Below are 24,342 nucleotides of genomic sequence, written 5' to 3'. Positions count from 1 at the left end.
TGTGAGTCCGCAGCCGTACAACGCCTCGAGTGAATCACGTGCGAGGTTATAAATCGCCTCGTATGGGACACACAGTAGTCGTAATTGTCTGTGAGGATTGTCACGCCATGCCAGCCACTCGACACGACAGTCCGGGGGTACGGGCACTCTTGGTGGTGACGGCGGGGATTGCGGGCGTCGCCGTCCTCGCCACCCTCACGACGCCCGTCGCCGCCGACGGCCACACGAAGGCAGAGGCCGACGACTACACCGAGGAGGCGAACTTCACGGTGAACTTCCCGTACACGACCGACCACTACCCCGGCGACCAAAACCAGGAGAACGGCAGCATCGAGTACTTCGCGACCGGTGCGGAGGCGGTCCGTGCGGAAACCGACGAGGAAGGCGTCTACATGGATTTCGTCATTATCGACGCCGACTGGATAGACTACTCCGCCTGCGACATCCCGAACACGGCCGTCTTCGGCATCGACCGCGGCAGCAACCTCTCGGGGACGCAAATCGACGAGGACCTCGTCCAGAAACAGAAGAACACGAACTTCCGGGACGACGGTATCACCATCGACTTCTACGATTGGAGCGACTTCGCTGGTGACCCACCCTATGCGACCCCTAGGAGCCAAATCGTCGCCGCTCAGGGCGCCGGATCACAGGACGGCACCTGTCTCACCGTGACGAGCGAACCCGGCTGGTATCAGGTACAGGGGTTCATCAACGGCACCGCCGCCGACAACGGCCGCGGGACGGAGCCCTCCGAGGACGCGAACAAAGCCGGAATCAACGCCAAGTCGAACTACCTCTACGTCTGTGAGTGCGACAGCCGCGCCGAGGCCGAAGAGCAACTCGGCCCGGCGCCCGGAAGCGGGGGGACCGACCCGACGCCGACCCCCGAGCCCACCGAAACGACAGAGTCAACGCCAACGCCGACGGCGGCACCCGACGACACGCCGACGCCCACCGAACCGCCCGAGGAGACGCCCCCACCGACCGACGCGAACGACATGCCGACACCCACCGAACCGCCCGAGGAGACGACCGCATCCACTGCAACCGACGCCAACGGGGGCGGAGGCGGCGGTGGTAACGCGAACACCGGCATGACGCCGACTGCGGGAGACGGCACCGGGTTCGGCTCGCTGGCCGCGCTGCTGTCGCTGCTGGCGAGTGCGCTCTATCTCCAGCGTCGACAGTAAAGTCGGACTGAACGGTTTCTCGGAGCGTTCAGAGGTTCACTCGGACACCCTCGTCTTCGGTTTCGGGGAACATCTTCCCGGGGTTGAGGATGTCTTTGGGGTCGAGGGCGCGTTTGACTGCCCGCATCGCCTCGACGCCCCCCTTACCGTGCTCTAACTCGAGGAACTTCCGTTTCCCCATGCCAATGCCGTGTTCGCCGGTGGCGGTGCCACCCCACTCGATGGCCTTCTCGACGATGGCGTCGTAGATTGCCTCGGCGTCTTCGACCATCTCCTCGTCATCGGGGTCGACGAGCGCCGCGTAGTGGACGTTGCCGTCGCCGGCGTGACCGAAGCAGGGAAGAAGAATGTCGTACTCCTCGCCGAGTTCCTTCGCGTAGCGGATGATGTCGGGGTACTTGCTGATGGGGACGGTCACGTCGCCGGGGTGTCGCGGCGAGAGGTCGGGGTCGTACTGCTGGACGGCGAAGGCGAGTTCGTCACGGGCCCGCCAGAGTTCGTCCATCCGTTCCTCTTCGGCCATCTCGAATCGTTCGACGTCGTGAGACTCGAAGATGGCCCGACAGAACTCGATTTCCTCCTCGATGCCGTGGTTGGCGTGGAACTCGACGAAAATCATCGGCGCGTCCGGGAGGCCGGTGTCGAAGTACGCGTTGGCCATCTCGCCGGCAAGCGGGTCGATGAGTTCGATTTTCGCCACGTCGACGCCCGACCTGACGGCGTCGAAGACGGCTTTGGCGGCGTCGTCCATCTCCTCGAACACCGCGCGGCCGCCCTTGATTTGCTCGGGGATGCCCTCCAACTCCAGCGTCGCGCGAGTGACGACGCCGAGAGTGCCCTCGCTGCCGATGATGAGGTTCTTGAGGTTGTATCCGGAGGAGGTCTTGACGGCCTTACTGCCGGTCTCGATGACCGTTCCGTCCGCAAGGACGACTTCGAGTTCCAGTACCCAGTCGGCGACTTCGCCGTACTTGACGGTCTTCTGGCCGGAGGCGTCGTTGATTATCATGCCGCCGATAGTCGAGAGGTTCGCCGAGGAGGGCATCGGCGGGAAGAAAAGGCCGTGTTCGGCGACCGTCTCGTCGACGACGTTGCCCATCACGCCCGGTTCCACGTCGATCTGGAAGTCGTCGGGGCGGACGTCGAGAACGTCGTTCATCTTCGTCATGTCCATGCTGATGCCTTTGAACAGCGGGACGGCGTTGCCCTCCAGCGACGTGCCGGCCGCGTAGGGCGTCACTGGCACCTCTCGCTCGTGAGCAGCCTCGAGGACGGCCGAAACGTCGGCGGTCGATTCGGGCCAGACCACGGCATCGGGGGTGACGCCGAGGCCGGCCTCCTGTGCTACCCAGTCGGCGGCGTGGTTCTCCCGTGCCGAGTCCTCGAACGACACCGCCCCCTCCAGGGAAAGTTCCGAGAGGAACGAACAGTCGTACGTCATACCCTGACGGGATGGCCGTACCCGCTTAAACCTATTTGCGTCCGACGGAGGTGATTTATCCGCGAGGCCGAGGCCCGTTTATTTTCCCACCCTAATACAGTATCAGGTGTACGAACACCCTCGTGGAAAGGTTTTAGTTGGTCGTATCGAGCCAATATAGCGTGAGTAGTAAACGCACGTCACGAGTTTGTCTGAATATCGGGACAAATACTTGGCTAAAATCCTTGGGAGATTGTGAACGAAAATATCGTCCGGTAGGAGTTTCCGGAGGTGGCGGGCGATGATAGCCGCCGTCGACGGGATACCGGACGTGACGTTCAGGACCGAGGCGTCCGAACTGGAAGCGCTTCGGGCGAATCTACTCGAATTCCTTCGCGGAACGGTCGCCGATGCCGGTGCCGACGGCGTCGTCGTCTGTTTGAGCGGCGGTATCGACTCGACGCTGACCGCCCACCTGTGTGTCGAAGCGCTCGGTCCGGAGCGTGTCACCGCGTTGGTGTTGCCCTGTCACCTCACCGACGCGGTGGATACCCTGGACGCCCACTCGGTCGCTCGGGACCTCGGCGTCGACCCGACGATGGTGCAACTGCAGCCGTTGCTGGATATGTTCGAGGACAGCGTGGCACCGACCATCGACGAGGAAGTCGACCGGGTCGCGCTGGGCAACGCCATCGCCCGCCTTCGGATGAGCGTCGCGTACTACGCCGCCAACATGACCAGTCGACTCGTCTGTGGGACTTCCAACCGGACGGAACTCCTGTTGGGGTACTTCACGAAACACGGCGACGGCGCTGCAGACCTCCGACCGCTTGCGGGCCTCTACAAGACGGAGGTGAAGGCGCTCGCCCGACACGTCGGCGTTCCGCAAAAAATCGTCCAGAAGACGCCGACTGCGGGTCTGTGGGCCGGACAGACCGACGAGGAGGAACTCGGCGCGCCGTACGGACTCCTCGACGTGTTACTGTACAGCCTCGTCGACGAGAACCTCGGCGTCGAGGGGACCGCCGACGAGTTGGGCATCGGCCCCGAAATCGTTCGCGAGTACGCCGAACTGTATCTGGACACCGAACACAAACGCCAGCCTGCGCCGAAACCAGAAACGGACCGAATCGACGCCGAGGGTCTGTTCTGTGAACTCGAAGGGCGGCTCTGAATCCCGTCGTCGCTGCAGCGCAGACCCGCTTCCGGCCGCCAATCATCTTAACACTATTCTACCAATCATAGTTTTCGGTTAACATTGATAAGGCCAGGGCGCGCACGTTGACAGTACGATGCGAGCAATCGAGATTACCGAGTTCGGCGATGCCGACACGCTGGCACTGACAGAGACGGACGCACCCGAACCCCGCGAGGGACAGGTCCGAATCGACGTGAAAGCCGCCGGCATCAACTTCGCCGACATCATGCAGCGGCGCGGACACTACCAGGGCGGCCCCGAACCGCCGTACACCCCCGGCATGGAGGTGGCGGGCGTTATCGACGCGGTCGGCGACGGCGTTGGTCGCGAGGTCGGCGACGAGGTCGTCTCGCTGGTCAACGGCGGCGGCTACGCCGAGTACGCGGTCGCCGACGCTCGCGGACTCCTCGACATCCCCGGTGAGATGAGTTTCGAGGAGGCCGCCGGCTTCCCCGTCCAGTGGCTCACCGCCCACAACTGCCTCCACGAGTGGGGCGGACTCGAAGAGGGCGAATCGGTTCTGATTCACGCCGCCGCAGGCGGCGTCGGCAGCGCCGCGGTGCAGTTGGCCGACGAGGCCGGCGCGGAGGTGTTCGGTACCGCCTCAACGCCGGAGAAACTCTCGATGGCGGAGGACCTCGGGATGGACCACGCGATTCAGTACACCGAGGAGGACTTCGTCGACCGCGTGAACGACCTCACCGACGGCGAGGGTGTCGACCTCGTGTTGGACGGCATCGGCGGCGAGACCTCCGACGAGAGCCTCGCCGCGTTGACCGATTTCGGACGTATGGTGTCCTACGGCGCCGCCGCGGGCGAACCCGGCCGACCCAACACCGCCGACCTCCTGTTCGGCAACAAGACCGTCATCGGTTACCACCTCGGACGTGCCATCGAACAACAGCCGATGAAGGTGATGGGCGCCGTCCCCGAACTGACACAGCTGCTCGGCGACGGCACGCTCGAAGTGCAGGTCGGCCACACCTTCGACCTCGAAGACGCCGCCGACGCCCACCAGTTCATCGAGGACCGCAAATCCAGCGGCAAGGTCGTCCTGCAGCCGTAACCCCTCGATTCGGCACGGTGAGTTGCCACTAACCCTTTTATATTTTTTGGCCGAACGTAGAGCGTGGATTCCGAGCGCCGCCCCCTCCAGCGGTTGTACGCCGACGACAGCGGCATGTCTCCAGTCGTCGGTGTGGCGCTCATGATCGCGATTACCGTCGCGCTCGCGGCGGTCACCGTGGCGATGCTGCTGGGCGTCGCCGACCCCGGTATCGCGCCGACACAGGACACCGCCGTGAGTCTAGATTCGACCAACGCCGGAACTGCGTTGGTTCCCGAGGTCACCGGAAGCAACGCCGTCGACGTACGGCTCAACGGCGAGTCGATTGCGACTGTCGACGGCAACGCGACCGGTCGCGAAATATTCCTCCCCACAGCACCGGGCGACGAGGTGATGCTCGTCACGGAAAACGAGGACGCGACCGTCCTCGTCCGTGAACAGTTCGAAGCCGGCGAAGCCGGCGACTTCGTCGCGTATTATCCCTTCACTGGGAGCGGAACGACTGTAGCAGACCACTCGCAGAACGGTAACGATGGGACGTTTCAGAATTCCCCAAAGAGGGTCGAGACCGCGCAAGGGTCCGCACTGGAGTTCAACGGAACCGACGACTATGTAACGGTCGATGACCTGAAAACCGCGGGCGTCGGCGACGTTGAGGAGTTCACCGTTGCAGTCACGTTCGAAGTCGACAGCGACGGGAACGTTCAACAACTCGTGGAACACAACAGCGGAGCCGAAGAGTGGCACATCGAGACGACGAACGACGATGCCCTCCAGTTCGCGGTCAACTGGGAAGACGGACATAAGATTCGAACTGCGAACGACGTCATCGAACCCGGCAAAACGTACGTGGCCGTGGGAACCTACGATGGCGAAACGTACCGACTCTATCTTAATGGGACCGAAGCCGCGAACGGAACGTACACGTCCGAAGTGAACATGGGAGAAATGCAGTTAGGGAAGAACGACCCCGATGACATCCAGTACTTCGACGGCCGCATGTACGAGTTCCGACTGTACTACACCGCCTTCGACGACCATCAGGTCGAGATGCTGACCCGCGTCTTGAAGTGATTGGCCGTCGCCACCGGGCGGGTGTCTCCCTATTCCTCGTCCTGATAGAGTGGCGACTCCGTCGTCGTACACTCCGGGCGGCCACAGACACCGGCATCGGCGCCGGCGCGCTCGACGCCGGACGCAAGCGAGGGGAGTTCCCACGTCGCTTCGTGGCCCGTCTCCGTTCGGTGTGTCTCGATGAACTCCCGTGCTGTTCTAAGTTTCTCGAACGTCTCTGTTCGGTCACACGCCCGACAGGAGACTGTGACGTGCTTTTCCGTCATTGATTATGCTAGCGGTGTCAGGCATTTAGCGCTAGCGCTTCCTCCGGGGGCAGCCACGCGTTCCGAGTGGCCACACGCTTGTACACGCAGTCACCTAACCGTACCCGTTATTATTCGAGACGGTAGCGTCGCACGCCGTCGTCGGTCGTCGATTCGATGACTCCCTGCCGTTCCAGCCGAGCGAGCGCGCCCACCGATTCGAAGAGCGTGTAGGGGCGCTTTTCGAGGTTCTCGATGCGTGCGTCGGTCACCTCGTAGGCCGTCGCCTCCCCGAGGTCCACCAGCGTCCGCCGGCAGTCCTCGGCGAGGGTCTCCAGGGACTCGCGGTCCCGCTCGACGACGGTTGGGAGGTCATCGAAGACGGGGCCGTGACCTGGATAGACGCAGTCGATGTCCGGCGCGATGGCTTCGAGGGCGTCCAATCCCCGGTGGAAGGCGTCTATCGCCTCCCGACACCCGTCGTCGAGACCGACGTGAAGCGCCGCTGGGCGGAACGGCTCGACGGCGGTATCACCGGCGAAGAGTCGGTCGCCGTGTCGGAACGCCGCCTGATTCTCCTGGTGGCCCGGCACGTGTATCGCTTCGAACGTGAGACCGCCCACCTCCATGGGCTCGCCCGGGGCGAGTTCGATGTCGATGTACTCGGGCGGCAGACAGTTCCGATTCCGCCGGAGCGAATCGACCGCTCGGTCGACCTCTTTTTCGGGGTCGGGAATGCCGACCTCGACCGCGTTCCGACGGACGGCGGCCGCGAGGTCGTCGGAGTCGCGTGTGAGGCGTTCGCGGACGCCCGAAAGCGTGTACACGATGGGATCTGCCGCCTCGACGATAGTAGCGACCTGCCCACCGTGGTCGGTGTGCGGATGCGTTATCAGGAGGTGGTCGATATCGGGCAGTTCGTAACCTGCCTCGGCGAGCCCCTCTCGGAGCGTATCGGTGGCTGTCTCCCCGGGTGCGCCAGCGTCGACGAGTGTCGGTTCGTCGGCATCGAGGAGGTAGGCGTAGGCGGTGTCGGGCGGCCACGGGATGTCGAACTCGATACGGTGGACCGGCGGGTCGGCCGTCATCGGACGCGCTTCGCCGGAGGCGGAAATAAAAGGTCCGACTGCCCCCGATACTGCCGGCTCACAGGCCTTCGAGCCACGGGAGGTCGATGCCGTCACGGCGGCCGTCGAGAACGCCGAAGCGCTCACCTCGGCGCAGTTCAAGCCACCGGAGCAGCCGTTCGGCCCACAGCAGTTTCCGGGCCTTCGTCGGCTCGACAGTCGAGTCGTCGAAATCCCATCCCGCGAAGACGAGAGAATCGGCGCCACAGGCGTCCGCGAGGAACGCCGCCCGGTCGCCGTCGGTGAATCCGCCGGGGTTGACGACGGGACCGCGTGGCTCGGCTTGCGTCGTCGGCAGTACCGCAGCAGCGTCGAAGGTCGGCACCAACTCCCGGAGTTCCTCGACGTTGTCGCCGTGGGCGTGGGCCGCAACCGGCGTCCCCGCCGTGGTCAACTCCCGGGCAGTCTCCGGGTTCTTGTCGAGGTCGGTCACCATGCAGTCGACGGCGATTCCGGCATCACGAAGCACGTCGACGGCCGTCGAGGCGGCGACGACGCTGTCGGCCCGACGGGCAACCGAGAGGTCACCGGCCAGCGTTGGCGCCGCGCCACAAACCGCGACCGTCCCCGACAGGTCGATGTAGTCGAGGCCGAGCGGCCGTTCGTCCGCCAGTAATTCGGCCAGCAGGTCTCTGGCGTGTTCGTCCGCCGCCCGGTCGAACCCGAAATCGGACAGTATCGCCTCGTATGCGGGATTCCACTCCTGATATAGCATCGCCACTACGGGACGTAAAGACTGGGCCCAGAGCGCACCAAGGTACCCCTACCCAGATGTGCGCTCCGGGCTTCCAGTCGGTCATTCCGGTCGGTCTGGCATAAGCTTTCTTGTACTGAATGCCAAGCGTCCGACATACGTCAGACTACTCCAGAGACGCCGATATCACTCTTAAAGCGTTTTGGGCAGATTTCGGTCCCGAGCGAACGACCGACTGGAGCGAGCGGAGTTCGGCCGCGGTTCCGACGAGCAAAAGCCCGTCACCGCGGTAGGCTCGGACTCCCTCGGCCGTAGCGCGTCTGGCGACGTAGCGTTCGACTTCCTCGGGCAGGCGGAGTTCGAAGGCGTGGGTCGTGACTGCGGGTTCGTCCTCGGAGTCAGTCACGCGGTCGAGGTGACGGGCGAACTCCCCGTCCGTTGTCACGTCCAGCTCCTCGACATCGATTTCGGGGTCCCGAAGCCGGTCACGTCGGAACTCGTAGCCGACGAGGGCGGCGTCGCGGGTCTCGGCGACGTCGTGGGTTCGGACGACGTGGGCGCCGCGTTCGACCGCCATCGACGTGGCGGCGAGCGACACCGGCAGCGCCTCTTCGGTGTCTCGTCCCGCGATTTCTCGGAGGAAGTTCTTCCGGTTGATGGAGACCAAAATCGGTCGGCCGTAGCCGCGGAACTCCCGCAGGCGGTCGAACGTCTCGCGGTCGTCCTCGAGGGTCTTGTCTTCCGACCAGCCGCCGAAAGCGGGGTCGACGAGCGTCTTCTCGGTAAAACCGTTCATCGACAGCGCCTCGTAGATGTCGTCGGGGGCCTCGACCGCACCGGGACGTTCGAGGTCCGGCGGCGAGGCCATCTTCGAGACGGCCACGTCGTACTCCGCGCACACCCGCGGCATCTCGGGGTCGGCGAAGCCACAGATGTCGTTGACCATCTCGAAGCCCGCATCGAGAGCCGCTTCGGCGACCTCGTGATACCGCGTCTCTATCGACCAGACGGCGTCACCGGAGGTCGACTCCAGCGTCTCGACGGCGGTGTCGAGGCGGTCGAGTTCCTCCTCGGCCGACAGCACCTCGAAGCGCTTGTTCGCCGACTCCAGCCCTACGTCGACGATGTCGGCGCCCTCGTCGATGAGTTCGCGGTCGACGTAGGCGGCGGCCTCGCCGGCGTCGTCGAACACGCTCGGGTCGTACGGCGACTCCGCGGAGACGTTCAACACGCCCATGATTCGCGGCGGGTGGTCGTCGCCGATGGAGAGCCCTGCGGCGTCTACCGTTCGCATACCTCGAATTCGGGTGCCGCCCGGTAAAGCCGTCGGGTATCGGCAGCCGACGACGCCGTCGCGGACGGACGCGCTTATACGCTCCCGTCACGAAATCCCGCCCATGGGAAAGGTCTCCATCGCGCTTCGGGGGTGGCGCTTCGACGAGGAGGAGGTGTTCGACGAGAACGACGACATCCGACCGCTCGAGGAGATGAGCGAGGAGACGCGTCGGCGTCTCATCCGCCTTCGCGTCGTCGCCGGCGAACCGTGTGACGTGTGTTGGCTACTCAACGAGAAGAAGGCCGACTGCAACGTCGCCCGCATCGTCTACGGCGAACCCCTCTCGGAGGTACTGCTCTGTCCGGAACACGAACCGCACTTCCTCTACTGGTTCCGGGAAGGGCCGGGCCAGCGTGCGAAGGGCGATTCGAACTTCGCGGACCTGTTCCACGAGTGGTTCGCCGCAGGCAACCGCGCACCCGACGACTACGAGGGACTGGAGTACGTCGACACCGAACCCGACGAGATTCCGACGCCCGACATGGGCGAGGACGTGCCGGAACTCGAGGAGGCGATCGAGGAACTCGACGACGAGGACCTCGACGCCATCGGGATGGACTACTCCGACATCACGTAGATGGTCGACATCGCAGTCGCCGTCGTCGGTGCCGAGACACCGGGCAACGTCGGCACCATCGCCCGCGGCATGAAGAACTTCGGCCTCTCGGAGCTGTATCTCGTCGACCCGCCGGAACTCGACCCCGAGGGCGAGGCCTACGGCTTCGCCGGCCACGCCCGCGAGGACGTGTTGCCGAACGCCCGTGAGGTGTCCTTCGAGTACCTCGTCGAGAACTTCTACACCGTCGCCTGCACCGCGACGACCAACGAGGACGCACGCAAACACGTCCGCTACCCGTTCGTCGAACCCGCCGACCTCACCGACGAGTTGGCGGACCTCGACGCCGACGTCTGCATCGTCTTCGGCCGCGAGCGCGTCGGCCTGCTCAACGAGGAAATCGCCCGACTGGACCGAGTCTGTTCGATTCCGGCTAGCGGCGAATACCCCGTTCTCAACCTCGCTCAGGCTGCAACTATCGTCCTGTACGAACTCCGGGATTTGACTGTCGAGGAGACGCAGCATCCCGAAAACGCCCACGTCCGCGCCGAGGAACACGAAATCGAAGGTTTATACGAGACGTTCTCGGAGTACCTCCACGACGTGGGTCATCCCGAGGAGAAAATCGGGAAGACCGAACGGCTGTTCCGGCGGCTCATCGCCCGCGGCCAACCAACCGGGCGTGAGGCCAGAACGATGCGCGGCGTCCTCCGGCGCGGGGCGCTACGGGCGACCGGTGAGATTCCCCGCGGCGACGAGGACGACGAAGAGTAACGAGGGTAAGATGTTTGCGCCTCGGCGCGAAAGCGTCGGACGATGGCCCTCCGCTATCGCATGGCGCTTACCCTGTTCGGACTGGCTCTAACTATCCTCTGTGTCGTGGCCGCGACGACGGCGTACGTGACCCTCGTCGTCGGTTTCGGTATCGTATTCATCACGGGCGAGGGCCTCGCTGGGCTCCCCCTCGAAGCACTCCTCGCGGTTGCGGCCGTCGTCACGCTCGCCTCTGCCGCGTGGCTGGTCGCCCGCGAGCGGTCCGCGCCCGCCGAGTTGGTCGCCTACGCAGAGACGGTCGGAACCGGAAGCGACGACCAGCAGCGGCGACTCGACGCTGAGACGACGGCCATCGCGGCACAACTTGATGTCGAGCGCCCACGACAACACCTCGTCGCGACGGACACCCCGATATCGCTGGTGACCGGCTACGGCGCCGCCGACGCCCACCTCGTCGTCTCGACCGGCCTGCTCGAACGCCTCGGCGACGCGGAACTCCGCGCCGTTCTCGCCCACGAACTCGCCCATCTGAAGAACCGCGACGCCGCGGTGATGACCGCCGCGTCGCTGCCCCTCGTCGCCTTCCGGCGAGTCACCGACCTCCTCCGGGGTCGGACCGCAGTGCGGTACGGTCAGACCAGCCACGTCAAACGGACCGACGCGCTGTTGGCGGTCGGACTCGTCCTGGTTGCACCGGTGTGGGCGCTGGCGGAGCTGTTGACCGCCTCGCTGTCACGGGCTCGCGAGTTCGTCGCCGACAGCGCCGCCGCGACGGCGACCGGCGACCCCGCGGCCCTGGCGAGTGCACTCCGTGCCATCGACGACGATATCGAGGAACGACCGACCGAGGACTTCCGTACCGTCGCGAGCGCTGGCTCGCTTGCAATCGTTTCACCCGGGAACCGACTGGTTCGGCCGCTCGCGACCCACCCGCCGACGGACGAGCGGGTGATGCGACTCAGGGAGATGGCCGCGGCACAGGAGTCGAATCACGGCAACGCGTAGCCGTCGTCTCAGCTCCGCTTGCCGATTTCCTCTCGCAGCAACTCCGAGACGACTTCGCCGTCGGCTTTCCCGCGGAGGGCGCCCATGCACTCGCCCATGAGCCCCGAGAACGCGCCCATCCCCTCGGCTTCGACCTGGTCGGCGTTGCGTTCGACGACCTCCTCGACGACTTCGCGGACCTCCTCGCGGTCGACGCCGGAGAGTCCGGCCTCCTCGATGGCTTCCTCGGCCGACAGCGACCCGTCTTCGGCCAACTCCGTCAGGACCGGGCCGATGCCCTCGTTGACCAATTCGCCGTCCTCGACGAGTTCCAGCACCGAGAGCAACTGCTCTGCGGTGAGGTTTCCGACGGGCACGTCGTCGCGTCTGAGTTCCGTCAGCGTCGACTCGAGCGTGCCGGCGGCCGTCGTCGGGTCGATGCCGCGGTCGACGGCCTCCTCGAACGTCGACATGTGTCGGCCGTAGGCGACCTGGTCGGCCAGTCCTTCGCCGAGCCCCAGTTCGGATTGATAGCGCTCGACCTTCTCGGTGAGCAGTTCGGGTGTCTCGACGGTAGAGGGGTCGGGTTCGACCGGCGGCACGTCGGTCTCGGGGTACATCCGCGCCGCGCCGGGAAGTGGCCGGAGATACCGGGAGGTGCCGTCCTCGTTGGCACCGCGGGTCTCCTCGGGCACCTCGTGGATGGCGACCTCGGCGCGGTCGGCGACAGCGTCGATGGCCCCCTCGGCAACCTCGGTATCGGCCGCCACCAGCGCGACGGCGTCGTCGGTCTCCGCAGCGACGGCCTCACGAAGCGCCTCGACCTCGGCTTCGGTGACGCCGTAGGCCGGCAGTTCGTCGGTGTGGAAGATGCCGCCCGCCCCGTGTCGTTTGGCGTGGTCGGAGAACTCCGTTCCGAGACGGCGGTCGGGCTGAATCTCGCGGCCGACGAGGCCGTCGAACCCTTCAAGTCGGACGGCGTGGACGGCCTCCGCACCGGCGATGACGCCGCTGTCGGTGTCCGCGAAGACCTCGGTCACGTCCTGTGGTTCGGCGACCGCAGCGTCTCTCGCCTGCAGTTCCTCGGCGATGTCGAGCAGCGCGACCTGTCGGCCGACCTCGCCCTCGACGAGGTCGTCGATGTCGTCGAGGCTCTGGACGCCTTTCATCTCGACGCGGGCGCCCTCCGCGATGGAGACGTTCACGTCCTGTCGGATGGTCCCGAGGCCGCGTTTCACCTTCCCCGTCGAGCGCAGCAACATGCCGATTCGCTCGGCGGCCTCCAGGGCCTGCTCCGGCGAGCGGATGTCCGGTTTGGTTCCGATTTCGACGAGCGGGATGCCGAGGCGGTCCAGCCCGTAGGTGACACCGCTCTCTCGCTCCTCGATTCGGGCAGCGGATTCCTCTTCGAGCAGCATATCCGCGATGCCGACCGACCCCTCCGAGGTGGTGATTTCGCCGTCGGTGGCGACGAGCGAGGAGCGCTGAAAGCCCGAGGTGTTCGAGCCGTCGACAACGATTTTCCGCATGACGTGGGCCTGGTCGACGACCTCACAGTCCAGCAGCGAGGCGATTTCCATCGCGGTGTCGAGGGCTTCCTCGTCGAGGCGATGCGGTGGCTCGTCGTCCTCTTCGACGAGACAGGTGGAATCGAAGGCGAGATACTCGAACTCGCGGTCGACGCGGGACTCCTCGAGGGCCGCCTCGTCGAGTTCGCCGAGTTCGGATTTCGTCGGGTGGAGGTATCGCGTGAACGACCGGACGGACTCCTCCGGTTCGCGGCGCTCCGTCGGACAGTTACAGAAGAGTTTGGTCTCGGTGTCGAGTTGCTGGTGAATCTCCAGCCCCGCGACGAGACCCAACTCCTCGTAGTCGTAGCTCATTACGAACCGCTCCGGTGGGGAGCGTCAAAAAAGACACCATCCGCGGGACCGACGGAGCGGGAGTTGGTGTTCGGGCGCTCAGAACTCCCCGGCTTCCAGCGCGGCGTGAAACACCATCCCCAAAGCGAGGTGCTGTCGGGCCGCCTCGGCGACCTGCCCGCGGGCAGCGTCTTCGTCCGCGAGGGTGTACTCCTTCGTCTTCACCAGTTCGCGCTGTTCGAGTACGTCGCCGTCACAGAGACCGTGAAGTCGAGGATAGACGGTGCCCGGGCTGAGAACGGTGTCGAACTCGCTTGCGAGGTCGTCGAGCAGTTGCTTTCCGTGGGTGTCCGAGGTCCGGAGTCCGACGAGCGCCAACAGGAGTTCGTCCAGCGACGTTTTGACGTAGGATTCACCGAAGGAGAACCCACTGTCGGCGACCGAAGATTCGACATCGGAAACGAGTTCGGCCACGGCACTGCCGGAGGCGGCGGACTCGTCTTCGCCGGTGAGTTCCGCTTGCAGTCGGTCGATACTGATTTGCGGGTTCGATTCGGAGGCGGACTCCATCGGACTCATATCACCGTCGAGACCCCGTGTGTACATAACCCATTGACCCTGTTTTCTCCGGCAGAAAACCCGCCGATGGATTTATATTAAATACGCCTAGTGACGGTTTTCAGGCTATTTCACATGCATTCCGACCGGCCATCGTGGTCAGACGAGTCCGAGACGCCGGAAGAACGACACCTGCTGATACAGGCGGCAGCCGATACAGTAGTCGAGTCCGGCCACGGTACCCGCGAGGAGGGCGACGATACCGGCGACGGCAAAGCCGACATACATCGCGGTGGCGCTTTCGGCAATCACTCCAAGCGAGAGGAAGCCGCTGGCGACGGCGGTGAACGCCGCACCCATGAGCTTCGAGAAGCGGTGGGGTGCCGCGGGCTCGCGGCGCTCTGGTGCAGCGACGACCGACAGCGCCAGCGACTGCCAGAGGAATCCATAGAGGTCGACTCGCCACCGAGACACTACCGACACGACCAACACCGCAGTGATGCCGAAGACGAAAAGCGGCTCTCCGAGTGCGATGCCGGCCGCCAGACCGACCGCAGTGAGCGTCTGTCCGAACCGAGGGGCCCGCGGGTCGACGAGGTCGAAGCCACCGGCCGACGACGCCGCCCCCGAAGCCGTGTGCGTTGCCATGATACCGAAACGACGCCGTGAGCCGGCATCAACACCCCGGGGATGTGCGTGGCGGTCAGCAAACCGAACCGAGCACTCTTGTGACGATTCGTATCAGTCGTCGCCGAGGATGACCCGCTCGGTCATCGCACGCGGGTCGAGGACGTCGTCGGCCTCCGACTCGGTGAGGTAGCCCTCGTCGACGGCGACCTCGCGGACGGTCTTGCCCTCTGCGAGGGCCTGCTTTGCGACCTTCGAGGCCTTGTCGTAGCCGATGGCGGGGTTCAGCGCCGTCGCGAGCGCCATCGACCCCTCTACCTTCTTCCGGCAGTGGTCGGCGTTGGCTTCGAGTTTGCCGACGAAACGCTCGCCGAAGACGGCGGCGCTGTTGGCGACGAGGTTCGCACTCTGCAGGAAGTTGTACGCGAGCACCGGCTTGTAGAGGTTGAGGTCGATTTCGCCGCGGGCCGCGCCGGCGGAGACGGCGGCGTCGTTGCCGACGACCTGCTTGTGGACCTGATTGACCGACTCGGCGACGACCGGGTTGATTTTGCCGGGCATGATCGAGGAGCCGGGCTGGTTCTCCGGCTGTTCGATTTCGCCGAGGCCGTTGCGGGGGCCGGAGGCGAGCAGTCGGAGGTCGTTGGCGATCTTGTTCATCGACCCGGCGACCGTCCGCAGGGCGCCGTGGGCCTCGTTCATCGCGTCGTGGGCCGCCTGTGCCTCGAAGTGGTTGTCGGCCTCCCGGAACTCCAGGCCCGTCTCCGAGGAGATGTACTCCGCGGCGAGGCCGGGGAACTCGGGGTGGGTGTTGAGGCCCGTCCCGACGGCGGTGCCGCCGAGGGCGAGTTCGCCGAGGTGGTCCCGCGTCGCCGCGACGCGCTCGATGCCTTTCTCGATTTGGGTCCGGTAGCCGCCGAACTCCTGTCCGAGACGGACGGGCGTGGCGTCCTGCAGGTGTGTTCGGCCGGTCTTGACCACGTCGTCGAATTCGCCTTCCTTCTCGGCGAGTTCGTCCGCCAGCGTCTCCAGCGCCGGAATCACGTCGCGCTCGACGGCCTCCAGTGCGGCGACGTGCATCGCCGTCGGAATCACGTCGTTGCTCGATTGACCGTAGTTGACGTGGTCGTTGGGATGAATCTCCCGGGTGCCGATTTCGCCACCGAAAATCTCGGTAGCGCGGTTGGAGATGACCTCGTTCGCGTTCATGTTCGAGGAGGTTCCCGACCCGGTCTGGAACACGTCGACGGGGAACTGCTCGTCGTGGTTGCCGGCGATGACCTCGTCGGCGGCCTCGACGATAGCGTCGGCCTTCTCGGAATCGAGGAGGTCGAGTTCCTCGTTGGCCTTCGCGGCGGCCTTCTTGACGATGCCGAGCGCGCGGACGAACCGCCGCTGGAAGGTCAGCCCCGAGATGGGGAAGTTCTCGACGGCACGCTGGGTCTGGGCGCCCCAGTAGGCGTCCGCGGGCACCTGCATCTCGCCGAGGCTGTCGCGTTCGGTTCGGAACTCCTGGTCGTCGGACATACGAGAGGCGTCGCGTCGGGGCACGTAAAAATCACCGAATCCGCCGCGAGCGTCGAGCAGCGTCGGCCCGTCGTTACTCCTCAGGCGTCCGCGTCGTCAACTCCAAGGCGTGGACGTCGGTCGTCATCGCCTCGCCGAGGGCGTCGTAGACGAGGTCGTGCTGCTCGAGCAGCGACAGTCCCTCGAAGGCCGGCGAGACGACCGTCGCCCGGAGGTGGTCGTCGTCGTGGTCGCCGCGGGCACGCTCGACGGTCGCCTCACACTCCTCGATTGCCGCCTCGATTGTTTCCTCGACGTCTTCCGGCGTCATGGTACCGTGTGTGTCGCCGACTCACCTACGTCCATCGGTCCAATCCCGTCTGGACGACCGACTCCTCGATGCGCTCGAAGCCGCGTTCGACCTCTTCGGCCGGGACACCCCACGTTTCGGTGACGAACCGCTTTGCGGCCTCGATGTCCGGGTCGATGTCGGTGTCGTAGTCGTACTCGTCGGTCACCGTGGGGTCCAGAAACATCTCCCGGATGCGGTCGGCGTGGGCGATGGACTCCCCGCGGGCCGCCAGTGCGCCGTCGAGGTCGCCGTGTTCCCGAATCAGTTTCACGGCCGTCTTCGGGCCGATTCCGGAGATGCCCTCGTTGAAGTCCGTCCCCATCAGGATGGCGGCGTCGACCAACCCCTCCCACGTCAACTCGTGTTCTTCGAGCGTCGCCTCGAAGTCCATACACTCGGGGTCGCCCTTGCTCGTCAATCCCCGCAGCGTGTAGGGAGCGCCCAACAGTAGCGCGTCGTAGTCCTCCGAGCCGACGTAGTCGGCGTCACCGTAGCGGGCCATGTGGGCCGCCTGTGCCTCCCCCTCAGCGGGCGCCTCGACGACCGGCACGTCGAGTAGCGCGAGCAGTTCGCGGGTCGTCTCCTGTATCGTGTCGGTGAGTCGTTGAGTTCGAGACTCCAGCGTCGCGATTTCGGCCGCCTCGGCGTCCTCGCGTTCGCGGGCCTCCGCGAGTTGTTCCTCGTAGGTTTCCCGCTGTTCGCGACGCGACTGGACCTCGTCGTCTTTGAGTTCGGTGACGCCGCCGTCGAAGACGAACACGGGCGTGATGTCGTTCTCGAAGAATTTCGGCAGCCCCTGAACGACACCGATGAGGTTCGCGACCTCCTCGCCGTCGTCCGTGGTGTAGGCCCCGGTTCGGGTGAACTTCACCGTCGTCGTGAGGTACCGGTACAGCCAGTTGTGGGCGTCGATGGCGACGACCGACCCGGCCAACTCCGTGAAGGGTTTCGGCTCGATGACCGCCAACTGCCGGATGTCCGCGTTTCCCATTGGCGGTCGTTGGGGCGTCGGGCGCTTGAATCCCCCGCCACGCCGGAGTCGTGGGGTTTTCGTCGGCCGGTGCCGTACGCTGGCGCAATGGACCGAGAGCGAACGGTCGACGGAGCGGCACTGCTGGTCTTCGCCGCAGTCTCCGTACTCGGCCTCGTCGTCTTCCGCATCGCCGTCGGCTGGTCCGTCACCGACCCGTACCTCGAAGGGACCATCGTCGAAGTCGTCCCGCCGACCGCGTGGATATCCGTCGTCCCCGTCTTCGTCCTCGTGGGAGCGCTCGCCGCACTCCTCTTGTATCGACTCAGCGGCGTCGGGATGCCGGGCAGCCGGTATCGGTAGCGCTCACTCAGGCGGCGCGGGCGGTTCTTCGCCCCGTTTTCGCTCCAGAAACGCCCGTTCGTCTTCGGAGAGGTCGCGCTGTCGGTACCGGTCGATTCCCTCCTGGTATCGCGCTGTCGAGCGCTCCGCCGGCGCGTCGGCGGGTCGTTCCAGCACCAACTCGGCGATGCCGGTCTCCTCGCCGGTGAAGGAAAACCCCGCCCGGTACAGCGCCTCGTAGGCAAAGGGATTGTTGACCGCGATGCGGACGCGCTCGTAGCCCCGGTCAGCCGCTTGCTCGACGACGAACCGACATAGTCGCGGGCCGAGTCCCTCACCGCGGCGGTCTTCCCGAACGGTGACGTATCGGATCCACAGCGTCTCCGGGTCCGTCCGGTCGGCATTGAACGCGACTGCTGCGACTACGCTGTCGTCGAACTCGCCGTCGGTCCCTTCACCGGCCCGAACGACTGCCTTCCCCGTGTTCGACATGACGAACTTCCCGGCGTAGCTGAACCGCCGGTAATCGAGTCGGAGCGTGGGGCCGTCGGCCGGCCAGCCGAGGAGTTCGGGGGTCGGGAACTCGGAGGCCATACCCGACCGATGGGGGCAACGGAGTTATGCCCGGCGCTCGATTCCCCGACAATGAGTTGGGACGTTCGCGCCTTCGACACCTTCGCACCGCTGTACGACCTGTTCATGCCGCCGGCCGACAGGCTCGCACTCCGGAAGGGACTGGTCTGTGCCGACCGCGAACTCGAACGAATCGTCGAGGTCGGCGGCGGTTCGGGACGAGTGGCCCGGGAGGTGGGAGCCACCGTCGTCGACCCTGCCGAGGGGATGCTCCGGCGGGCTCGTGGCCGTGGCCTCGAAACCGTCCAGGGTGTCGCGGAATCGCTGCCACTCGCCGACGGCTCGGTCGACGCCGTCCTCATCGTCGACGCGTTCCATCACTTCCCCGACCACGAGGGGGCCCTGCGTGAAGCCGCCCGCGTGCTCGCTCCGGGTGGCGTCCTCGTCGTCTCGGAGTTCGACCGCTCGACGCGACGCGGTCGACTGCTCGACGTGAGTGAACGACTCGTCGGCTTCGATTCGCGGTTCTACACGGCGGCGGAACTGCAAGCCGCAATCGACGACGCCGGCCTCCACCCCCGGCCACTTGAGTACGGCTTCGGAATGACCATCGCGGGCGTCAAAGAGTGAGAAGAGACCGACCGTCTCAGCTGATTTTGAAGTAGAGGAACCGCCACACCGACAGCACGAACGCGCCGCCGACGAGCATGATGCCCGCGAAGATGGGGTCGAAACCACGGTCCGGAACGACGAGGACGCGGACGACGATGCCGACGATGGCCGCAGGCACCCACGACCGGATGGCGAGCGGAATCGAGGAGTTCGGCGCCGACCCACCGCCCGGCGAGTACGCTCCGACCAGCGGCGCACAGACGAGCCACCCGAGGATGAACGGCCCGGCGGCGTAGAGGTAGATTATCGGTTCGGCCTGCAACCGCTCCATCGGCGTGTGTTGAAGCGTCCCGACGAATAGGAACGCCATCAGGACGACGATATCGCCGACCGCAATCGGCCACGTACTCGCGTCGAGTCGCTGTTCGAGGAACGACTGGTCTGCCATGAGCGAGGCTTCGAGGCCACCCCTTCAAGTCCTTGCGGATTGTCCCGCGGTCACTCCGTCGGGTCGGCGTTCAGTCCCGACCCGGCGGGCGGCCGGAGAACGAGTGCGGCCACCCCCGCGGCGATGGCGAGGGCGCCGCCGAGCGTGAAGGTGGCAATCCAGCCGAAGGCAGCGACGAGGAAGCCAGCGACGGTGCCGGCGAAGACGCCGCCGCCGATTTTCGCACTGTAGATGACCGCGTAGTTGCTGGAGGAGTACTCCGAGCCGTAGTAGTCGGCTATCATCGCCGGGAAGTAGACGTACAGCGGCGAGGAGAAGAACATCGCTCCCATCACCATCGCGACGAAGGCGATGCCGGCGTCGGCGCTGCCGGCGGCGATGAGGCCGAGCCGGAACAGGCCAGCGAGGACGAACGAGACGACCATAACGTGCTTGCGCTCGAAGCGGTCGGAGGCCTCACCCAGAATCATCCGGGAGACCCCGGCGGCGATGGGCAACAGCGTGGCCGCGGCAGTGGCGATGACCGCGGCGAATCCGAGGTGTTCGGCGAAGCGGACGACGTTCGCGATGACGAGCAGGTCGGCACCGGCGGTCGCGATGAACATCGCATACAGCAGCCAGAACTGCCACGTCTTCAGCATCTCTCTGGTCGTGTAGGAGCGACCGCGCAGCGACGCCGCGATGTTCGAGCGGTCGCCGTCGCCGTCGTCGAGGCCGAGCCAGTCGCTCGGCGGGTCACGGAGGAGGACCGCACCGAGAAGCAAGACGAGGAGGATGACGATACCGACGTTCCGCAACACGTCGGCGTAACTGGCGACGGTCGCGTTCGCCCGGACGTAGGGGACCACGAGGGCGCTGCCGCCGGCGAAGGCCATCGTCCCGATACCCGTCGTGAGCCCGGTTCGGTCGGGGAACCACTTGACGGCGGTGTTGACGGCGACGGTGTAGACGATGCCGACGCCGACTGCACCCAGCGAGTACAGGACGTACAACTGCCAGATGCTCGTGGCGTAGGCCAACCCGACGTAGCCGCCGCCGGCGAGCAGCGCCGCGAGGAACATCAACAGTCGCGGGCCGCGGCGGTCCCGCCACCAGCCAGCGGGGAACTGCGACAGCGACTGGAAGACGACGTAAAACGAGAAGACGGCACCGAGCGCCGGCAGGGCGATGTCGAGGCTCTCGGCGAGCGGCCCCTCGATGGACGACCAGACGTACTGATAGGGGCTGACGGCGGCCATCATGCCGGCCGCGGCGACGATCTGCCACCACCGCGAGAACCCGAGTATCTCCCGCGCTCGCCCGTCGTAGTCGATTTCGGACGGGCGGTCGGGCCCCTCGGACGACGCGTCTTCACTCATTGCCCGGCGGTTGTCGTGGCCCCGATATAAGCGAACGGACTCGCGGCTACCCGCCGTAGCGCGCCCGAAGGTGGCCCACGAACCGGCCACATGTTTTCTTTGATAACCATTCTATAAGTTATAGAAATTTGCTTCACTACTTTTCAAGAGCCAATTCGTGGTTACTGCGTTGAATATCAGATGATTTTGAAAAATGTTTAAGTAACAATCGGTAGTAGTTTACGGCGTATTATGACGGATTACTACGACATCGTTCTCGGGCTCATTCCCGCGTCGTTCGCCGGCCTGACCGCCGTGTTCCTCTTCGCCGGGTTGTCGTTGTCCGTCTCGATTCCGCTGGCCTCGGTGGCCGCGGTCGCCCTCATCTACCACGCACTGTTCGTCAACGCGCCCGTCCCGGGCAGCGCCGGGGACGAACGCGGGCAGTCGGGGACCGAGACTGCGGCGTCGAACGTCACTGCCGACTAGTCGCAGTCCCTAAGCGGGCGCCGCCCGAAGCGTCGGTATGACGGACGTTCTGTTCCTTCGAAGCGACGAACTCGCAGGGCTCGCGACGCCCGCGGAGTACGTCGAGTGGGTTCACGCCGGCTACGAGAGCCACGGGCTGACCGGCACTGCCGAACCGCGGACGAAACTCGTCAACGGCGACCCACCGGGAATGTGTACCGGCTACCTCGCCATCCTTCCCGAGGTCGGGGGGATGGGTGGCTACACCTACGCCGCCGGCTTCGGCGACGGCGACGTACACTTCGCGCTCCCGCTGTTCGATGCCGAATCCGGTCGGATGCTCGCGTTGCTCGATGGGGCGTCGATGAACCCCTTCAAGACCGGCGCGACCGGCGCCCTCGCGGTGGACGAACTGGCACGAGAGGACGCGAGCACCTGCGCAGTCGTCGGGTCAGGCGCACAGGCGCGGGGGCAACTGAAGGCCACGGCGACGGTTCGGGATTTCGAGGAGATTCGCGTGTTCTCACCGACGCCGGAGAATCGGGAATCATTCGCCGCCGACTTCGACGACCGACTCGCTGCCGACGTTACGGCGGTCGGTTCTGCGAGTGCGGCCGTCTCGGGAGCCGACGTGGTTATCACGGCGACGAAGGCCTCCGACCCCGTCTTCGACGACGACGACCTCGCCGACGGTGCCCACGTCACCGCGATGGGTCAGTACGACCGCGGAAAACAGGAAGTCAGCGCCGAGACGGTCGCCCGGTCGACGTACGTTCCGGACCTCCGGGCGCGAGCGTTCCAGGACGCAGGCGCGTTCCTCGCGGCACGGGACGCCGGCGTCGTCGACGACGACCACATCTACGCCGAGTTGGGTGAAGTCGTCGCCGGGTCGGCGGTGGGCCGGACGAGCGACGAGGAGGTGACGCTGTTCGACAGCGGTGGAACCGGCATCGAAACCGTCGCGGCGGCGTGGGGACTGTACGAGCGGGCGAAAGAGCGCGGTCTCGGCGAGACCATCGAGTTCGCCCCCGGAAGCGAGGCGCTGACGGGAGAGTAGTTAGACCCGCTCGCGGACCGTCCGGACGATGCTCAGGTCGTCGTCGAGCCGGACGCGGAGTTCCTCCTCGCCCGCCGGGAACGTGACCTCCACGTCGAGTGGGTCGCGGGACTCGACGGTCGTGTACTCCCCCGTGACGCAGGGTTCGATGTCCCAGTAGGGGCGGGTCTCGACGTCGACGCCGTGGTCGGCGTAGAACGACTCGACGACTGATTTTCGGAGCGCGAGCGCGGCGAAAGAGGTCGCAGAGCGGTTCGTACAGACGAGACACTCGAACCCGACGAGCACCTCGAACGGGAGGTGATTGTCCGGTTCGTAGAGATACCGCTCCGTCTTGCCGCCACAGCTCGGACACACGCCGTTAGCCGCGAGCGTCATCCCCGTGGTCGCCCAGCGGCGGTAGGCCTCCATCAGTTCCTCGGTGTCGCGGTTCTGCAGCGCACTCGGCGGGTAGTCGATAGAGAGGATTCGCTCCTCGCAGTCGGTACAGCGAATCGTCACGCGCTCGTCGTCGTAGACGCCTTCCAGCGCCCCCTCACAGGCGTAACAGGACCCCTCGACGCAGAACGGCCCGACCGTCGCGGTGTCGGTGAACGTCCCCGAGAGGACGGTCTCGACGACCCGTTTGCCGTGATACCGGAGTTCGTAGCCGTCGTCGGTCCGGCGGATGAAGTGGCCGCGAAGCCGGTCGAGGTGGTAGTTGAATCGGCCGCTGTCGTCGACGTCGGCCCGCTCTCGGAGTTCGGAGAACGACACCGGGTTCCGGTCGTCTTTGAGCGCCTGCAGAATCGACAGCCGCACGTCGTCGCCGAGTATCTCGAACGCCTCGGCCGGCGAGAGCCGTTGGCTCGACATACGCCCACTCCTCGGCGGGCGCCCTTAAGCCTCAGCAGAAACGCGTTTCTGTCAGAGGTATGGTGCGAGGCCGACGGCGTCGACGAGAGCGATGCCGGCGACGAGTGCGCCGAGGAGGTAGCCCGCGATTGCGCCGCCGTTGAGCAGCGGGAGTCCGGCGTGGGCCCGACCCTTCATCACCATCCACATGAGGACGAGCAGTCCAACGGTGGTCCCGAGGACGGCGCCGAGTGCGGGGACGGTGACCGCGAGCCCGGGCACGTCCAACAGCGGCGCGTCGCCGGGACGGAAGAAGGCCGCCGAGGCGACGAGAATCGAGGGGATGACCGCATCGCCCAGGCCGATGAAGAAGGCGTCGCGCTCGAACGGTTCGGGTGGCTCCTCCTCTTCCTCGGTGGCTCCCTCGGTGTCGTCACTTTCAGCCTCGGACGTCTCCCCGGCGTCGTCGTCCGAAATCGTCTCCGGCCCCTCCTCTTCGAGGAACGAGTACGACAGCGTCAGCGGAATCACCAACACGACCGGCAGTCGGAGGTCCATCACGCCGGAGGCCAGCGTGAGCATGTGTTCGGTGCCGTACACCGAGATGGCGTCGTACACTGCCAGCACGACGAGCAAGACGAGAGCGGGTAGCAGTCCGAAGCTGATGCCGAACAGTCCCGCCGCGCCGGCTCCCATGACGATACCGGCGGCGTCGATGACGTACCACTCGGGGTACGCGAGCAGGCCGACGCCCAACAAAAGTGCGGCGCCGACAGCCAGCACGTTGAGGCTCCCGACCGTGACCACGGCGGGAATCACGACCGAGAAGACGTAGAACGACAGGAACACCGACGCGAAGACGATGAGTCCCTGCAGGAGTTGGTCGACGCCGAACTTCAGGGCGACGAGCATCACCGCCGTCGCGACGAGGATGGCGCCGATGTACAGCACGCTGTTGGTCGGGTCGGAGGGGTCCTCGACGGTCTGGTAGCCGGCGTCCATGAACGGTTCGACGAGGGCGAGGGCGCCCAACTGGACGAGGAGGAAGATACCGACAGTGGCGGCGACGGCGACGTAGGCCCGCTTCATACTCTACGGTCCGGTGGCGGTCGTTTGGGCGTTGCGGTCT

27 protein-coding genes are annotated in these 24,342 nt (G+C 65.5%); 11 read left to right on the top strand and 16 right to left on the bottom strand.

From position 1 onward, the window contains the following. Nucleotides 1-107 precede the first annotated feature (107 nt). Nucleotides 108-1,193 carry a PGF-CTERM sorting domain-containing protein gene (locus HWX69_RS09580; protein WP_178916897.1) on the top strand — a complete coding sequence of 362 codons (1,086 nt, stop codon included), beginning with the start codon at nt 108-110 and terminating at the stop codon, nt 1,191-1,193. A 28-nt stretch (nt 1,194-1,221) separates the two neighbouring features. Here the strand turns inward: HWX69_RS09580 and HWX69_RS09575 are convergent, their stop codons facing one another. Next, a complete protein-coding gene (locus HWX69_RS09575; protein WP_178916896.1) occupies nt 1,222-2,634 on the bottom strand; it encodes an FAD-binding oxidoreductase in 1,413 nt (470 codons plus the stop codon). 280 nt (nt 2,635-2,914) lie between these two features. On the opposite strand from HWX69_RS09575, the gene HWX69_RS09570 reads away from it, so the two are divergent. The 3 genes from HWX69_RS09570 to HWX69_RS09560 all read left to right on the top strand — a co-directional run bounded on the left by HWX69_RS09570 (nt 2,915) and on the right by HWX69_RS09560 (nt 5,951). Beyond that, entirely contained in the window at nt 2,915-3,787 is an 873-nt protein-coding gene (locus HWX69_RS09570) for an NAD+ synthase (RefSeq protein WP_178916895.1), read from the top strand. 118 nt (nt 3,788-3,905) lie between these two features. Then, complete coding sequence (locus HWX69_RS09565) at nt 3,906-4,877, top strand: quinone oxidoreductase family protein (RefSeq protein WP_178916894.1); 972 nt, start codon at nt 3,906-3,908, stop codon at nt 4,875-4,877. 63 nt (nt 4,878-4,940) lie between these two features. After that, entirely contained in the window at nt 4,941-5,951 is a 1,011-nt protein-coding gene (locus HWX69_RS09560; protein WP_178916893.1) for a LamG-like jellyroll fold domain-containing protein, read from the top strand. 29 nt (nt 5,952-5,980) lie between these two features. Here the strand turns inward: HWX69_RS09560 and HWX69_RS09555 are convergent, their stop codons facing one another. The 4 genes from HWX69_RS09555 to HWX69_RS09540 form a co-directional block, all read right to left on the bottom strand. Continuing rightward, the gene (locus HWX69_RS09555; RefSeq protein WP_178916892.1) at nt 5,981-6,217 is read right to left on the bottom strand and encodes a DUF7542 family protein; all 237 of its coding nucleotides are present in this window, start codon (nt 6,215-6,217) and stop codon (nt 5,981-5,983) included. 110 nt (nt 6,218-6,327) lie between these two features. Continuing rightward, nucleotides 6,328-7,284 (bottom strand): MBL fold metallo-hydrolase, encoded by a 957-nt coding sequence (locus HWX69_RS09550; RefSeq protein WP_178916891.1) that lies wholly within the window; start codon nt 7,282-7,284, stop codon nt 6,328-6,330. 58 nt (nt 7,285-7,342) lie between these two features. Next, entirely contained in the window at nt 7,343-8,038 is a 696-nt protein-coding gene (locus tag HWX69_RS09545) for a 6-hydroxymethylpterin diphosphokinase MptE-like protein (protein WP_178916890.1), read from the bottom strand. Between the two features lie 145 nt (nt 8,039-8,183). Then, entirely contained in the window at nt 8,184-9,311 is a 1,128-nt protein-coding gene (locus HWX69_RS09540; protein WP_178916889.1) for a dihydropteroate synthase, read from the bottom strand. Between the two features lie 103 nt (nt 9,312-9,414). Between HWX69_RS09540 and HWX69_RS09535 the strand changes: the two genes are divergently transcribed. Genes HWX69_RS09535 through HWX69_RS09525 form a run of 3 tightly spaced genes read left to right on the top strand, consistent with a single transcriptional unit; the run spans nt 9,415 to nt 11,688 of the window. Continuing rightward, complete coding sequence (locus tag HWX69_RS09535; protein ID WP_178916888.1) at nt 9,415-9,930, top strand: hypothetical protein; 516 nt, start codon at nt 9,415-9,417, stop codon at nt 9,928-9,930. Next, on the top strand, nt 9,931-10,683 hold the full coding sequence (locus HWX69_RS09530; RefSeq protein WP_178916887.1) for an RNA methyltransferase: 753 nt from the start codon (nt 9,931-9,933) through the stop codon (nt 10,681-10,683). A gap of 42 nt (nt 10,684-10,725) precedes the next feature. Further along, nucleotides 10,726-11,688 (top strand): M48 family metallopeptidase, encoded by a 963-nt coding sequence (locus HWX69_RS09525; protein WP_178916886.1) that lies wholly within the window; start codon nt 10,726-10,728, stop codon nt 11,686-11,688. Between the two features lie 8 nt (nt 11,689-11,696). Here HWX69_RS09525 and gatE read toward each other — a convergent pair whose 3' ends face one another. The 6 genes from gatE to fen all read right to left on the bottom strand — a co-directional run bounded on the left by gatE (nt 11,697) and on the right by fen (nt 17,563). Next, on the bottom strand, nt 11,697-13,550 hold the full coding sequence (gene gatE, locus HWX69_RS09520; protein WP_178916885.1) for a Glu-tRNA(Gln) amidotransferase subunit GatE: 1,854 nt from the start codon (nt 13,548-13,550) through the stop codon (nt 11,697-11,699). 78 nt (nt 13,551-13,628) lie between these two features. Beyond that, nucleotides 13,629-14,108: a helix-turn-helix domain-containing protein gene (locus HWX69_RS09515; RefSeq protein ID WP_178916884.1), complete on the bottom strand. Its 480-nt coding sequence runs from the start codon at nt 14,106-14,108 to the stop codon at nt 13,629-13,631. A gap of 138 nt (nt 14,109-14,246) precedes the next feature. After that, on the bottom strand, nt 14,247-14,735 hold the full coding sequence (locus tag HWX69_RS09510; protein WP_178916883.1) for a DUF4395 domain-containing protein: 489 nt from the start codon (nt 14,733-14,735) through the stop codon (nt 14,247-14,249). 93 nt (nt 14,736-14,828) lie between these two features. After that, on the bottom strand, nt 14,829-16,241 hold the full coding sequence (locus HWX69_RS09505; RefSeq protein ID WP_178916882.1) for a class II fumarate hydratase: 1,413 nt from the start codon (nt 16,239-16,241) through the stop codon (nt 14,829-14,831). Between the two features lie 73 nt (nt 16,242-16,314). Further along, on the bottom strand, nt 16,315-16,551 hold the full coding sequence (locus HWX69_RS09500) for a BolA/IbaG family iron-sulfur metabolism protein (protein ID WP_178916881.1): 237 nt from the start codon (nt 16,549-16,551) through the stop codon (nt 16,315-16,317). A 25-nt stretch (nt 16,552-16,576) separates the two neighbouring features. Continuing rightward, the gene (fen, locus tag HWX69_RS09495) at nt 16,577-17,563 is read right to left on the bottom strand and encodes a flap endonuclease-1 (RefSeq protein WP_178916880.1); all 987 of its coding nucleotides are present in this window, start codon (nt 17,561-17,563) and stop codon (nt 16,577-16,579) included. Nucleotides 17,564-17,650: 87 nt separating this feature from the next. Here fen and HWX69_RS09490 point away from each other — a divergent pair, with 87 nt between their 5' ends. Continuing rightward, nucleotides 17,651-17,905 (top strand): hypothetical protein, encoded by a 255-nt coding sequence (locus HWX69_RS09490; protein WP_178916879.1) that lies wholly within the window; start codon nt 17,651-17,653, stop codon nt 17,903-17,905. A gap of 3 nt (nt 17,906-17,908) precedes the next feature. Here the strand turns inward: HWX69_RS09490 and HWX69_RS09485 are convergent, their stop codons facing one another. After that, complete coding sequence (locus tag HWX69_RS09485; RefSeq protein ID WP_178916878.1) at nt 17,909-18,478, bottom strand: GNAT family N-acetyltransferase; 570 nt, start codon at nt 18,476-18,478, stop codon at nt 17,909-17,911. Between the two features lie 51 nt (nt 18,479-18,529). Between HWX69_RS09485 and HWX69_RS09480 the strand changes: the two genes are divergently transcribed. Further along, nucleotides 18,530-19,087 (top strand): class I SAM-dependent methyltransferase, encoded by a 558-nt coding sequence (locus HWX69_RS09480; RefSeq protein ID WP_178916877.1) that lies wholly within the window; start codon nt 18,530-18,532, stop codon nt 19,085-19,087. 16 nt (nt 19,088-19,103) lie between these two features. Here the strand turns inward: HWX69_RS09480 and HWX69_RS09475 are convergent, their stop codons facing one another. Further along, nucleotides 19,104-19,517, bottom strand: coding sequence for a DUF3054 domain-containing protein (locus HWX69_RS09475; protein ID WP_178916876.1), 414 nt, complete (start codon nt 19,515-19,517; stop codon nt 19,104-19,106). Between the two features lie 50 nt (nt 19,518-19,567). Next, nucleotides 19,568-20,875, bottom strand: a complete 1,308-nt coding sequence (locus tag HWX69_RS09470; protein ID WP_178916875.1) for an MFS transporter — start codon at nt 20,873-20,875, stop codon at nt 19,568-19,570. A 231-nt stretch (nt 20,876-21,106) separates the two neighbouring features. On the opposite strand from HWX69_RS09470, the gene HWX69_RS09465 reads away from it, so the two are divergent. Both HWX69_RS09465 and HWX69_RS09460 read left to right on the top strand, forming a co-directional pair. Beyond that, nucleotides 21,107-21,343: a hypothetical protein gene (locus HWX69_RS09465; protein ID WP_178916874.1), complete on the top strand. Its 237-nt coding sequence runs from the start codon at nt 21,107-21,109 to the stop codon at nt 21,341-21,343. Nucleotides 21,344-21,380: 37 nt separating this feature from the next. Then, nucleotides 21,381-22,379: an ornithine cyclodeaminase family protein gene (locus tag HWX69_RS09460; protein WP_178916873.1), complete on the top strand. Its 999-nt coding sequence runs from the start codon at nt 21,381-21,383 to the stop codon at nt 22,377-22,379. Here the strand turns inward: HWX69_RS09460 and HWX69_RS09455 are convergent, their stop codons facing one another. Then, nucleotides 22,380-23,234, bottom strand: coding sequence for a winged helix-turn-helix domain-containing protein (locus HWX69_RS09455; protein ID WP_178916872.1), 855 nt, complete (start codon nt 23,232-23,234; stop codon nt 22,380-22,382). Nucleotides 23,235-23,285: 51 nt separating this feature from the next. After that, nucleotides 23,286-24,302 carry a presenilin family intramembrane aspartyl protease PSH gene (locus HWX69_RS09450; RefSeq protein WP_178916871.1) on the bottom strand — a complete coding sequence of 339 codons (1,017 nt, stop codon included), beginning with the start codon at nt 24,300-24,302 and terminating at the stop codon, nt 23,286-23,288. Nucleotides 24,303-24,342 lie beyond the last annotated feature (40 nt).

Source organism: Natronomonas gomsonensis, from assembly GCF_013391635.1.
Taxonomy (GTDB): domain Archaea; phylum Halobacteriota; class Halobacteria; order Halobacteriales; family Haloarculaceae; genus Natronomonas; species Natronomonas gomsonensis_A.
The sequence above is the reverse complement of the archived record's forward strand: the minus strand, read 5'-3'. Positions and strand labels throughout refer to the sequence as shown.